The 12,524-nt window shown below is 59.8% G+C and carries 13 protein-coding genes and 2 pseudogenes; 6 read left to right on the top strand and 9 right to left on the bottom strand.

Going from position 1 to position 12,524, the window contains the following annotated elements:
* Positions 1–4: 4 nt before the first annotated feature.
* Both lpdA and ACOYXI_RS02540 read left to right on the top strand, forming a co-directional pair.
* The gene (lpdA, locus tag ACOYXI_RS02545; RefSeq protein ID WP_461674252.1) at positions 5–1,378 is read left to right on the top strand and encodes a dihydrolipoyl dehydrogenase; all 1,374 of its coding nucleotides are present in this window, start codon (positions 5–7) and stop codon (positions 1,376–1,378) included.
* Positions 1,379–1,648: 270 nt separating this feature from the next.
* On the top strand, positions 1,649–2,668 hold the full coding sequence (locus tag ACOYXI_RS02540) for a branched-chain amino acid aminotransferase (RefSeq protein ID WP_027613221.1): 1,020 nt from the start codon (positions 1,649–1,651) through the stop codon (positions 2,666–2,668).
* A 54-nt stretch (positions 2,669–2,722) separates the two neighbouring features.
* Here ACOYXI_RS02540 and ACOYXI_RS02535 read toward each other — a convergent pair whose 3' ends face one another.
* Positions 2,723–3,601 carry a LysR substrate-binding domain-containing protein gene (locus tag ACOYXI_RS02535; protein WP_098968217.1) on the bottom strand — a complete coding sequence of 293 codons (879 nt, stop codon included), beginning with the start codon at positions 3,599–3,601 and terminating at the stop codon, positions 2,723–2,725.
* A 105-nt stretch (positions 3,602–3,706) separates the two neighbouring features.
* Here ACOYXI_RS02535 and ACOYXI_RS02530 point away from each other — a divergent pair, with 105 nt between their 5' ends.
* Entirely contained in the window at positions 3,707–4,315 is a 609-nt protein-coding gene (locus ACOYXI_RS02530; RefSeq protein WP_461674251.1) for a LysE family translocator, read from the top strand.
* Positions 4,316–4,338: 23 nt separating this feature from the next.
* Here ACOYXI_RS02530 and ACOYXI_RS02525 read toward each other — a convergent pair.
* The 3 genes and pseudogenes from ACOYXI_RS02525 to ACOYXI_RS02515 form a co-directional block, all read right to left on the bottom strand.
* Positions 4,339–5,157: pseudogene (locus ACOYXI_RS02525) on the bottom strand (TIGR03915 family putative DNA repair protein); the annotation flags it as partial.
* Positions 5,154–6,374: a putative DNA modification/repair radical SAM protein gene (locus ACOYXI_RS02520; protein ID WP_139055924.1), complete on the bottom strand. Its 1,221-nt coding sequence runs from the start codon at positions 6,372–6,374 to the stop codon at positions 5,154–5,156. The gene ACOYXI_RS02520 and the pseudogene ACOYXI_RS02525, both read right to left, overlap by 4 nt.
* Before the next feature lie 146 nt (positions 6,375–6,520).
* Positions 6,521–7,279: an ArsR/SmtB family transcription factor gene (locus ACOYXI_RS02515; RefSeq protein WP_098968215.1), complete on the bottom strand. Its 759-nt coding sequence runs from the start codon at positions 7,277–7,279 to the stop codon at positions 6,521–6,523.
* A gap of 78 nt (positions 7,280–7,357) precedes the next feature.
* On the opposite strand from ACOYXI_RS02515, the gene ACOYXI_RS02510 reads away from it, so the two are divergent.
* A complete protein-coding gene (locus tag ACOYXI_RS02510) occupies positions 7,358–8,461 on the top strand; it encodes a cytochrome P450 (RefSeq protein WP_134786055.1) in 1,104 nt (367 codons plus the stop codon).
* Here ACOYXI_RS02510 and dmeF read toward each other — a convergent pair.
* Together dmeF and ACOYXI_RS02500 are read right to left on the bottom strand one after the other, a co-directional pair.
* Positions 8,458–9,387 (bottom strand): CDF family Co(II)/Ni(II) efflux transporter DmeF, encoded by a 930-nt coding sequence (gene dmeF, locus ACOYXI_RS02505; RefSeq protein WP_461674250.1) that lies wholly within the window; start codon positions 9,385–9,387, stop codon positions 8,458–8,460. The two genes, ACOYXI_RS02510 and dmeF, sit on opposite strands and share 4 nt — an antisense overlap.
* Before the next feature lie 12 nt (positions 9,388–9,399).
* Positions 9,400–9,675 carry a metal/formaldehyde-sensitive transcriptional repressor gene (locus tag ACOYXI_RS02500; protein ID WP_003223990.1) on the bottom strand — a complete coding sequence of 92 codons (276 nt, stop codon included), beginning with the start codon at positions 9,673–9,675 and terminating at the stop codon, positions 9,400–9,402.
* Between the two features lie 623 nt (positions 9,676–10,298).
* Here ACOYXI_RS02500 and ACOYXI_RS02495 point away from each other — a divergent pair.
* Both ACOYXI_RS02495 and ACOYXI_RS02490 read left to right on the top strand, forming a co-directional pair.
* A complete protein-coding gene (locus ACOYXI_RS02495; RefSeq protein ID WP_210557741.1) occupies positions 10,299–10,676 on the top strand; it encodes a DUF6124 family protein in 378 nt (125 codons plus the stop codon).
* A gap of 157 nt (positions 10,677–10,833) precedes the next feature.
* Positions 10,834–11,103, top strand: a complete 270-nt coding sequence (locus ACOYXI_RS02490) for a hypothetical protein (protein WP_247841705.1) — start codon at positions 10,834–10,836, stop codon at positions 11,101–11,103.
* Positions 11,104–11,229: 126 nt separating this feature from the next.
* Here ACOYXI_RS02490 and ACOYXI_RS02485 read toward each other — a convergent pair.
* The 3 genes and pseudogenes from ACOYXI_RS02485 to ACOYXI_RS02475 form a co-directional block, all read right to left on the bottom strand.
* Positions 11,230–11,382: pseudogene (locus ACOYXI_RS02485) on the bottom strand (FKBP-type peptidyl-prolyl cis-trans isomerase); the annotation flags it as partial.
* Positions 11,383–11,402: 20 nt separating this feature from the next.
* Complete coding sequence (locus ACOYXI_RS02480) at positions 11,403–12,011, bottom strand: hypothetical protein (RefSeq protein ID WP_461674249.1); 609 nt, start codon at positions 12,009–12,011, stop codon at positions 11,403–11,405.
* Between the two features lie 119 nt (positions 12,012–12,130).
* A complete protein-coding gene (locus tag ACOYXI_RS02475; RefSeq protein ID WP_461674248.1) occupies positions 12,131–12,439 on the bottom strand; it encodes a hypothetical protein in 309 nt (102 codons plus the stop codon).
* Positions 12,440–12,524: the final 85 nt, after the last annotated feature.

Genomic DNA, 12,524 nt, shown 5'->3' with positions numbered 1-12,524 from the left:
TGCAATGCAAACCTTGAACACCACGCTGCTGATCATCGGCGGCGGCCCCGGCGGTTACGTCACGGCGATTCGCGCCGGGCAACTGGGCATTTCGACGATTCTGGTCGAAGGCCAATCGCTGGGTGGCACTTGCCTGAACATCGGCTGCATTCCGTCCAAAGCGTTGATTCACGTGGCCGAGCAGTTCCACCAGACCCGCCATCACAGCCAGCATTCGGCGCTGGGCATCAGCGTCTCGGCGCCAACCCTCGACATCAGCAAGAGCGTCGAGTGGAAGGACGGCATCGTCGATCGCCTGACCACCGGCGTCGCCGCACTGCTGAAAAAGAACAAGGTCCAGGTCATCAATGGCTGGGCCAAAGTCATCGACGGCAAAACCGTGGAAGTCGGCGATACGCGGATCCAGTGCGAACATCTGGTGCTGGCCACCGGTTCGACCAGCGTCAACCTGCCGATCCTGCCAATCGGCGGGCCGATCATCTCCTCCACCGAAGCGCTGGCACCGAAGTCCGTGCCCAAACGTCTGGTGGTGGTCGGCGGCGGTTACATCGGTCTGGAGCTGGGCATTGCTTACCGCAAGCTCGGCGCCGAGGTCAGTGTGGTCGAGGCGCAGGATCGTATCCTGCCGGCCTACGATGCCGAGCTGACGCAACCGGTGCACGAAGCACTGAAGCAACTGGGCGTGAAGCTCTATCTCAAGCACAGCGTGCTGGGTTTCGACGGCACCTTGCAGGTGCGTGACCCGAACGGCGACACCCTCAATCTGGAAACCGATCAGGTGCTGGTGGCAGTCGGGCGCAAGCCAAGTACTCAAGGCTGGAACCTCGAAGCGCTGAACCTGGACATGAACGGCTCGGCGGTCAAGATCGACAGCCGCTGCCAGACCAGCATGCGCAACGTCTACGCCATCGGCGACCTCAGCGGCGAGCCGATGCTCGCCCATCGCGCCATGGCTCAGGGCGAAATGGTTGCCGAACTGATCAGCGGCAAATCCCGCGAATTCAACCCGACCGCCATCGCCGCCGTGTGCTTTACCGACCCGGAACTAGTGGTGGTCGGCCAGACCCCGGACGAAGCCAAGGCTGCCGGACTGGACTGCATCGTTTCCAGCTTCCCGTTCGCTGCCAACGGCCGGGCGATGACCCTGGAATCGAAAAGCGGCTTCGTGCGGGTGGTCGCGCGTCGCGACAATCATGTGATTGTCGGCTGGCAAGCGGTCGGGGCAGGCGTTTCCGAGTTGTCGACCGCGTTCGCGCAAAGCCTGGAAATGGGTGCGCGCCTCGAAGACATTGGCGGCACTATTCATGCGCATCCGACCCTGGGTGAAGCGGTGCAGGAAGCGGCGTTGCGTGCTTTGGGGCATGCGTTGCATCTGTGATGGATGGTGGCAGTGGTGGCCTCTTCGCGAGCAAGCCCGCTCCCACAGGGAAATGTATTCCAAAATGTGGGAGCGGCTTCTTCAGGGAAATGCATTCCCCCTGTGGGAGCGGGCTTGCTCGCGAATTCTTGAGGCCGACTCGATTTATCTGCCTGTCATCCGATAGTCCGGGCTGCGAAACCGCGCAAGAATGAAGTATTGTTGTGCCCATCCAAAAAAACGTCAGAAGCCTTGAACCGTTTCGACGGTTGTTCAGTGATAGAGGGTGTCATGGGTAACGAAAGCATCAATTGGGACAAGCTGGGTTTTGACTACATCAAGACCGACAAACGCTATCTGTCGTACTTTCGCAATGGCGAGTGGGACAAAGGCACCCTGACCGAAGACAACGTGCTGCACATCAGCGAAGGCTCGACTGCCCTTCACTATGGCCAGCAGTGCTTCGAAGGCCTGAAGGCTTATCGTTGCAAGGACGGCTCGATCAACCTGTTCCGTCCTGACCAGAACGCCGCGCGCATGCAACGCAGCTGCGCTCGCCTGCTGATGCCGCACGTGTCGACCGAGCAGTTCATCGAAGCGTGCAAGGAAGTGGTTCGCGCCAACGAGCGCTTCATCCCGCCATACGGCACCGGCGGCGCGCTATACCTGCGTCCGTTCGTGATCGGCGTGGGTGACAACATCGGCGTGCGTACCGCGCCGGAGTTCATCTTCTCGGTATTCGCGATCCCGGTCGGCGCCTACTTCAAGGGCGGCCTGACTCCGCACAACTTCCAGATCTCCAGCTTCGACCGCGCCGCCCCACAAGGCACTGGTGCGGCCAAGGTCGGTGGCAACTATGCCGCCAGCCTGATGCCGGGCTCTCAGGCCAAGAAAGCGCACTTCGCTGACGCCATCTACCTGGATCCGCTGACCCACAAGAAGATCGAGGAAGTCGGTTCGGCCAACTTCTTCGGGATCACCCACGACAACAAGTTCATCACCCCGAACTCGCCATCCGTGCTGCCAGGCATCACCCGTCTGTCGCTGATCGAACTGGCGAAAACCCGTCTGGGTCTGGAAGTGATTGAAGGCGACGTGCTGATCGACAAACTGTCGGACTTCAAGGAAGCCGGCGCCTGCGGTACCGCGGCGGTGATCACCCCGATCGGCGGGATCAGTTACAACGACCACCTGCACGTGTTCCACAGCGAAACCGAAGTCGGCCCGGTCACCCAGAAGCTCTACAAAGAGCTGACTGGCGTGCAGACCGGCGACATCGAAGCGCCAGCGGGCTGGATCGTCAAGGTTTGATCTGACGGCTGCTGATGCACAAAAGCCCCCATCGAGTGATCGATGGGGGCTTTTTCATGGGCGCTGTTGCTGTAGCCACTCAATCAACACTTTGGTGTGCGCCGACGCTTGCGGGGCAACGCCGTAGTAATAGCGTGGCAGCGGCATGCGCAGATCCGGCAACGGACAGATCAGGCGACCACTCGACAAATGTGTGCCGAGCAAAGTAGTCGGACACAGCGCGATGCCCTCGCCCGCCACGGCCGCTTCCAGCACCCGGTGCATGTAATCAAACTGGCGGATCACCTGGCTACTGCTCTGGCTCTGGCCAAAATGCATGGCCCAGTGGTGCCAGTCTTCACGCCGCGCCCTGACGGTCAGCAAGGTATGCGCACTGAGGCCGGCGAGATTTGTCAGCGGCAGTCGCTCAATCAATGCCGGCGCCGCGACCATGACCAATTCATCCTCGAACAACGCGTGCGCCTCCAGCGTCGGCGCCCAATCGTCGCGGCCCCGGCGGATGACAATGTCGAAATCGTCGCGGGCCGGATCCGGCGACTGGGTCTGCGTGACGACCTGGGTGTCGATGTGCGGATGCTGCACCGAAAAGTCCGCCAAACGAGGCGTCAGCCATAACAGGGCGAAGGACGGCCGGACATTGATCGTGATCGTCGGCCGCGCTGCCTGTCGCCTCAACTCGGCAGCGGCGTCGGCAATCTGCGCCAGACCGGCGCTGACTTGCTGATAAAAAAGCTCACCCGCCGGCGTCAGCAGCGACTGCCTGATGCGCCGTTCAAACAACAAAACGCCCAGATGTTCTTCAAGCAATTTGACGTGGCGGCTGACCGCACTATGACTGACATGCAGCTCGTCGGCCGCCAGGCTGAAACTCTGATGACGAGCAGCCACAGCGAAGGCGCGAACCGCATTGAGCGGGGGAAGTGAATTTTTCATGGGTCTAATTTAGTTACATATGCACTGCATTTAAAGCGTTTGTCAGCGCGTTGCCGCCACGCCAATCTGCCCGCACGCAGATACGCGATTCGACGGAGCAACATCATGCACAGCTACGGACTCTTTGTATTGTTCGCCGCCCTGACCATTTTGAGCCCCGGCCCGGGCGTGGTGCTGACCCTGTCCAACGCCGTGCGCCTGGGCTGGACCGGCGCAGCACCCGGCATTCTGGGCATCGCCTCGGGCGCGTTCGTGGTGGCTGCCCTCAGCGCCACCAGCGTCGGCTTGATCCTCAGCGCCTCGGCCGAGGCGTTTACCGTGCTGAAATACGCCGGAGCTGCATACCTGTTGTACTTGGGCTTCAAGAGCTGGCGTTCAGATCGTTTCCGTAGCCTGCAGCAGGTTCGCCCTTCTCGTCCGGGCTACCGTTTTCTCGAAGCCGCGTCCCTGCAGTTTCTCAATCCGAAAGCGATCTTCTTCTTTCTGGCCGTATTCCCGCAGTTCATCGACACTGAACAGGCTTTTTACCCGCAGTTCTTCAAACTGGTGGCCTCTTACGCGGTGCTGGTAATTCTGGTGCACGGCAGCTACGCCCTGCTCGCCAATGCGGCCAAAGGCTGGCTGTCGAGCCCGAAAGGATCCTGGCTGGCGGCAAAAGTCTCGGGGGTGACCTTTGCCGGTTTTGGTCTGCTGATGGCGTCGGCAACCCGCTGATCGACCTGCTCAGGCTCATTCTGTTTCAAGGCAATTCGCTTGCCGGCTCGCGCGGCTATTCCGCTGGCCTGACCATTTTGCTGTTTGCCCATCCGCGCCTGGGTGATCAACCCGGGGATCAATTCCCCTTCCGGCAGATTCTTCCAGAACCGCACCGGCAAATGCCCTTGCATGACCTTCTCGTTCAATCGCGCCGGGTTGAAGATGTGGCTGTAATAGGTCAGCCATAGCTCGCCATGCGGGTCATCGACGTTCTGCGCCAGTTGCTGCCATTCCACCGGGCACTGGCGCTGATGAATCAACTGTTCACCGTCGTAATAAACCCCGTCACGCGGCGTGGCGATCAACCAGCGATGCCGGCCCATGCGTCCGATGAAATGTTCGCTGGCACTGTGCAGGATGTCGTGGGCCGGTTCGTGCCACGCGACGTATTGCGGGCCTGGCTGATCCTGCGGGCGTTCGATGAAACGCACGAACGCATGCAAATGGTGGGCTTCGCGCTGCACCTGCTTGATCCGCCGCTGCAACTCGCTGCCGAGCTTGTCGCCGGCCATCATCGCCGTGCGATCGCCATGGCTGACTCGCCACAGCACTTCATACAACAGACTCCAGCGCTGGTCGCCCCGGTAGCGCGCGGCTTGCTCCAGGGTATCGAGCATTGCACGGGGGATGCGTGCCTGAAACGGCCCCTGCCCCTCGGGTACCGAGACGTCACTGGCAAACAGATCGCTCACCCCTTCCGACGCCCAACTCACCAGACTCGGGTCGACTTCATGGCTGAGCAGCCAGCGTGCCTGCTGGCGCCAGGTGTCGAACAGGTCGTCGCAATCGAGATTGATCATCCCCACAACCCCATCTGCTGCGGCTGCGGCCGATCGCGCAATTGCTGGTAAAGCATGTGGCTGGTGACTTCGGCCTGTTGCGGATGGTAGTCGCTGGTGATGATGAACGGCTTGGCTTTGGCCAGCACACAACGCATGCGCGCCACATCTTCGTAGCGAATGCGCCGTTGCTGGCGCAATTGCACCAGACGTTCGGTGGTACGCAGGCCGATGCCGGGGATTCGTGCGATCAGCGCCGGTTCGGCGCGGTTCAGGTCCAGCGGAAACACCTCGCGATTCTGCAGCGCCCAAGCCAGTTTCGGATCGATATCCAGCGCCAGATTACCCGGGCCCTTGAGCAACTCATCGGCGCTGTAGCCGTAGCTGCGCAAGAGGAAATCGGCTTGATACAAACGATGTTCGCGCATCAGCGGTGGTGCGGCCAATGGCACGCTTTTCGGGCTATCGGGAATCGGGCTGAAGGCCGAATAGTAAACCCGCCGCAAGCGGTAGTTGCCATACAGCGACTGGGCGCTGTGCAGGATCGTGCTGTCGTCGGTGTCATCGGCGCCGACAATCATTTGCGTGCTCTGCCCGGCGGGAGCGAATTTTGCCGAACGCGGTTCGTTGAGCACCGTTTGTACGCCGGTGTAAATGGTGTTCATTGCCTGCTTGATCGAACCGATCTGCTTCTCCGGCGCCAGGGTTTGCAGGCTGGCGTCGGTGGGCAGTTCGATATTGACGCTGAGGCGATCGGCGTAGCGCCCGGCCTCCTCGATCAATGCCGGATCGGCCTCGGGAATGGTCTTGAGGTGAATGTAGCCGCGAAACTCGTGCTGCTCGCGCAACAGCTTCGCCACGCGCACCAGTTGTTCCATGGTGTAGTCCGCCGAACGGATGATCCCCGAACTGAGAAACAGCCCGCTGACGCAGTTGCGCCGGTAGAAATCCAGGGTCAGCGTGACCACTTCCTCGGGGGTGAAGCGTGCGCGCGGCACATCGCTGGAGCGACGGTTGACGCAATACTGGCAGTCGTAGAGACAGAAATTGGTCAGGAGGATTTTCAGCAGCGACACGCAACGGCCGTCCGGCGTGTAGCTGTGGCAGATGCCCATGCCATCGGTCGAGCCCAACCCGCTCTTGCCTTCGGAGCTGCGCTTGGGCGCACCGCTGCTGGCGCAGGAGGCGTCGTACTTGGCGGCGTCGGCGAGAATGCTGAGCTTGTCGATGATTTGCATGGCGCGGGCTCTTTACTGTGTGGATATACAGTATAGGTCCGAGCACGGGGTTACAAGGTGGTAGAAGCGCACCTCGTCGGGCAGAAGCTCAAGATCAAAGGATTCCGCCAGCGGCAGCTCCTACATGGATTGGGCAGGGTCGAGATTTATCGGGTGTACGGACTTACTGTAGGAGCTGCCGCAGGCTGCGATCTTTTGATCTTCGCGTCTAAAGGCAACTCAAGACCAAACCGCTTACCCATTTCCTTTCGCCCCGCCACGGTGAGCGCCAACGCTCGACTATCAAGATCCTGCGTCACCCACTTGCGTTTCAACGCCATCTGCAACAACGCCGCGCCCAACGATCCGCCCAGATGCGGCCGGCGCATGCTCCAGTCCAGGCACGGGCAAGCAAACTTGCGGCGCAAGGTACTCAAGTCCTGCACCTCAATTCCCAAGCTCGCAAACAACGCGTCGCCGGTGCCGCTCAAGCGATAAACCCGCTCATCGGTTTCCACCAGCCACCCCGCCTCGAGCAAACGGTCGTGGAGCAACACCGCGAGCGTCCCAGCCATGTGGTCGTAGCAGGTGCGGGCGAATTGCAGGCGATCCGGGGTGTGCGGCTTGAAGCCCGGCGCGGCGTTCTGTCCGATCACCATCAACGCTTCCAGCGCCTGAGCCACCCGCTGATCGGCGAGGCTGTAATAACGATGGCGGCCCTGCACGTGCAGGCGCACCAGTGCCAGATCCTTGAGCTTGGCCAGATGTGCACTGGCGGTGGAGGCGCTGACTTCCGCCACGGCCGCTAATTCAGTGCTGGTGCGGGCGTGGCCGTCCATCAGCGAGCAGAGAATTTTCGTGCGTGCCGGTTCGGCGATGGCGGCCGCCACCTGCGAAACGCCGATGTCTTGATGTTCTGCGTGCATATTTCGCTCCCCGACGAATCGTCGTCGCTGCGAACTGAAGATACTCGCATCACTTTCCCGACCACAAGGCTGTGAACCATGGACCCGATCATCGCTGCGACGCATGCCGATCCCTACCCCTACTACGCCAAACTGCGCGCCGAGGGCGGACTGACCTTTGATCATGGATTGAAGCTGTGGGTCGCCAGCAGCGCCCGAGCGGTGCGTGCGGTGCTGACGCATGCCGATTGTCGGGTGCGACCGTTGCAGGAACCGGTGCCCAAGGCGATTGCCTCGGGGCTGGCCGGCAAGGTGTTCGGGCAGTTGATGCGGATGAACGATGGCGAACGTCAGCGCTGTCCGCGTGCGGCAATCGAGCCGTCACTGCAGTTGATAGATGACGAGCAGGTACGCGCACTGGTGGCCGCGCGTCTGATTACAGCGGACGCCGACGGCTTAAATAAGGCGATGTTTCGCGGCCCGGTGTGCGTGGTCGCGGCGCTGCTCGGCTTCACCCCGGCGCAGGGCCGGGCGATCAGTGATCTGACCGCGGACTTCGTCGCCTGCCTGTCGCCGCTGAGCAATGACCTGCAACTGGCGGCGGCGCATGCGGCGGCGGAGCAATTGCGCGGTTACTTCGTCGAGTTGCTGGCCGAACCGCCTAGCGATTTGCTCAAGGCCGTCGGGCAGCGATTTGATGGCGATGAGGAGACCATGATTGCCAACCTGATCGGCCTCTGTTCGCAGACGCTCGAGGCCAGTGCGGGACTGATCGGCAATGCACTGATTGCGCTGCGACGTCAGCCCGAATTGCGCCATGCCTCAGTGGACGCACTGTTGGCCGAGGTTCAGCGCTTTGATCCGCCAGTGCAGAACACTCGGCGCTTTGTCGCGCAGACTTGCGAGATCAATGGCGTGCGGCTTGAGGCCGGTGAGGTGATTCTGGTGCTGCTGGCCTCGGCCAACCGCGATCCTTTGTTGAATGCAGAGCCCGAGCGGTTTCTGCTGGATCGTCCTGACCGGCGCAGTTTCAGCTTTGGCAGCGGCCGGCATCAGTGTCCGGGGCAGACGCTGGCGTTGAGCATTGCCGCTGCGACTGTCAGAGAAATCCTTGATCAGGGTATGAATCTGCAACAACTGACGTGGCATTACCGCCCATCGCTCAATGGGCGGATTCCACTGTTCAGCGCAATGCAGCCTTAAGCGCTGCGCAGCTCAATGGTCAGGTGCGACAGCTCATGCACCGGCGCCAGCCGTTCGCGAATCGCCTCCGTCGTCACGCCCGCCGCCGCGACCACACTGACAATCGCCGCCCGCGCCTGCGGGCCGACCTGCCAGACATGCAGGTCGCTGATGCGCACGTTGTCCGAGGTTTCCAGCAGTTCGCGAATCTCTGCGGCAACCGGTTCGTCGGTGGTGTCGAGCAGCACCGCAGCGCTGTCGCGCATCAGGTTGTAAGCCCATTTCGCGATGACAATGGAGCCGACAATCCCCATCGCCGGGTCCAGCCACACCCAACCCAAATAGCGTCCGGCCAGCAACGCGGCAATTGCCAGCACCGAGGTCAGGGCATCGGCCAGCACGTGGACATAGGCCGAACGCAGATTGTTGTCGTGATGGTGATGATGATCATGACCGTGGTCATGATGATGGCCGTGGTCATGGCCGTGATGGCCCATCAACAGGAAGGCGCTGAGGACGTTCACGCCCAGCCCGACAATCGCGATCACGGTCGCTTCGCCAAACGCCACGGTGGTCGGTTCGAACAAACGAAAAATCGACTCGCCGGCAATGCCCAGCGACACCAGCCCCAGCACCATGGCTGAAGCAAAACCGGCCAGATCGCCGACCTTGCCGGTGCCGAAACTGTAGCGGCGGTTGTTGGCGTTGCGCCGGGCGAAACCATAGGCCGCAGCAGCAATGCCCAACGCACCGGCATGGGTCGCCATGTGGAAACCGTCGGCCAGCAGGGCCATGGAGCCGGTGAGATAACCGGCGGCGATCTCGCCGATCATCATCACAAAGGTTAGCGCCACCACCCACAAGGTGCGGCGGGCGTTTTCGTCGTGAGACCCGCCGAGGAATTGGTGATCGTGGCTGAAACGCTCAGCGCTTGGGGTCAGGCTCATGATACGGATGCTCTATTTGGAATAACGGCGGATGGCTTGCAGCAGATCTTCGGCGCCCTGAGCGCGCTGTTCGTCGGTGAGGTCGGGATGCGCCACGTGCTCACGGGTGTGAGCCTCAATGAACTGCTCCATCAACCCGTTGACCGCCCCACGAATCGCCGCCACCAGATGCAAGGTCTTGGCACAATCGGCATCGCCCTCGAGCGCTTTCTCGACGGCCTGTACCTGGCCGGCAATGCGTCGTACACGGTTGAGCAGCTCGTCTTTGTGTTCATGAATGTGCGACATACCTATACCCCCTACCCCTATATGGCGCGCATGGTCGCCTATGGCTTGGGCAATCGCAAGCTCGGTGAGTGTTCAAAGGATGAACGGGATGCGGAAAGCGACCTCACTCCCGTTGTAGGAGTGAGCCTGCTCGCGATAGCGGTGTGTCTGGAAACAAAGATGCTGAATGTACCGGCCCCTTCGCGAGCAGGCTCACTCCTACATTTTTCCGGGGGGTGCTCGGGTTCCGCGCCGTACGCAGATTCCCCTGTAGGAGCCAGCCTGCTGGCGATGGCAGCCTGAAAAACGCAGCATCATTTCAGCATCATCCAAGAGGCTACATCGCCTTGCGCCTTTGCCTACAAGTACGCCAGAATCCGCCGGCTTGTGCGGTTTGGGGGGCATCGGTAACTTGGCTCGCGTCACTGAATGATCAGTGATCGGGTTTAGTCGCTCGGTGTTATCTCAAGTTCGCAAGCTGTTATTCAGTCAGGCATCTCTACGCCTGCGCTCAATGGCGGCTGTGCGCAGGGCGCCTTCTGGCGCGCCGGTAATGCTTGGGTACTGGTCGACTAACCTGCGTACAGCTGCCACCCATTGTTTAGTCGCAAGTGCGTGTCAGCCTCATTGAGGTTACCCAGCAAATGTTTAAAGTGACGCCAAATCCGCCTGAAGCGGACGCAATACCTGACCCCGAATCAACGTCCCCCTACTCCGACCCCAATTCCAGAAAACTCCACGAAGCCGCCGAACGCGCCCTCGATCACTACCTGAGACCGCAAGCCCCGCCCGAGCGCAAACCCAGCCACATGTTCGTCGTCGCCCCGAACATGGACAACGAAGAACTGCTGGCCCACGCCTGCGAATCCATGGCCTCGGCCAGCATCATGCTCAGCGACTTCGCCGGCCTGCTCGACACGCCCTATCGCAACACCGTGCTCGGCATCCAGCAAGTAGTCATGCTCGGCGAACTCGCCGTCAACCGCGCCCTCGACAACCTCGAGCCCCCGATCAGCAATTGAAAAAGCATCCCTGTGGCGAGGGAGCTTGCTCCCGCTCGACTGCACAGCAGTCGAAAATCCGGATCCGAACCGGATCGATGGGGCTTGGGGTCGCTTCGCAACCCAGCGGGAGCAAGCTCCCTCGCCACAAGGAAAACGACGCAAAGGAGAACTTCACATGGCCAATAAACCAGATGCCCACGTCGTCGCCGCATTAGTCGCCATGGGCCTCAACGAACGGGATCGCCGCTGGGCGCAGAACGCATGCCTGGTGTTGTTTGAAAGCGAGCGAGAAACAATTGTGGCCTCGGCCGTGAACGCTCTAGGGAAACTTGATGGGCTTGAAATGGAGGCTGTGCTGCCAGCGCTACAGCGGGTGAAACGCCGCTTTCCTGCATTGGAACGGACGGTGGCAGAAACGTTGGGCGAGATTGCGATGGTTGCCTGAGTAAAAATGGCGAGGGCTTGATGGATCGCGGAGCAATGCCCCAACAAGGCCTGCTGCGCGGTCCATCGGGGATAAATCCCCTCGCCACAGGTTGCATGGACATTGATTGATCGGCGTTTATTCGCCTCAATCGTCCCGCGTCAAAACCTCCAGCAACTCGATCTCAAACACCAGATTCGAATTCGGCGGAATCTTGCCCATCGTCCGCTCGCCATAGCCCAGATGCGCCGGCACCAGCAGTTTGCGCTAACCGCCCACTTGCATCCCCATCAGCCCCTGATGACGCCGAGGAAACGGGCTTAGCGACGTTTAGCTACAGGCACAGTAGAAGCGCTAGGAAGGATAGGGGGAGAATAGTCGGGAGCAAGTACGTGGGCACGGCCAGCAGGACTCAAAGATACGAATTTTCCAGAACTTGCGTAGTAAAACGAAACTAGCTTCCTTTGCTCAAGCACATCAACTGCACCATTCACCTGCAAAAGTGTGAGGCCGCTACCAGGAGGCAAAGTTCTGACATCACAGCCATTATCAGCGGTATCGTATGCAGCAATGGCTGCAAGGACAATTTCCTGATGGTTGTTCAGGGGAGGCACTGAAGGAGTTTTCAGACCGGCTATAGCCTCTTCAGCATCGGTCAATTTCGCACCCGTTGAATTCAGCGACCACACAAGAATCGCCATCAAAAAGAGCATCATCAGTGGAACGCTGATGACTACCCAGTGCGGGAGAGCAATAGTCTGATCCAGCCACGTGAAGGCAGCTAGTGTCCTGTCCCAGCCGGTGGCGACTAAAGGACGAAGGTTCGGCCACTGATCTGTCACTAACATCTTGATAACGGCGCCAATGAAGGCGGTAATAGCCCCAAGCATAACCGTCCACACTAGCTGCTTCCTACGTCTGGAATTCATGCGGTCACCTAAGCCCGGTTAGTGTTGCAGATGTTAACAGGAGTCATGCGCTTAACAATGAACTACAGCGGCCCATCCGAGAAATATAACCCTTTGCAATACAATGCCAATCAGGCAGTTCATTTGACACTAACGGCTACACACTCGGCGTTCTTTGTTTCATACCAAGGGGAAGCAAGACGTTGCAACCCTTGCTGAGCTATTGCAGCGACAAAAAGACAGACATCAAGATTCCGAACATTGTAATCAACTGTACGCGAGCAGATATAAATCCAAGCCTTGCATATAGTAACTTGCATTACAGCACCCTCACGAGTGTAACCTGTGGTTGAAGTTGCGATACTAGTTTGCTCTATCTTGTAGGCTGCAATCGCAGCGACAACCAGAACCATAACACCTACACCAATCCACTTGATGACTTTGCTCATTCTTACGCCTGTATTTTCTGATTAAAAGAATCCCAAGCACTGGAGGTTAGCAGAGAATACAGTCGCGAAATCCACCACTTTATAG

This window comes from Pseudomonas sp. G3-19 (genome assembly GCF_054855875.1).
The sequence above is the reverse complement of the archived record's forward strand: the minus strand, read 5'-3'. Positions and strand labels throughout refer to the sequence as shown.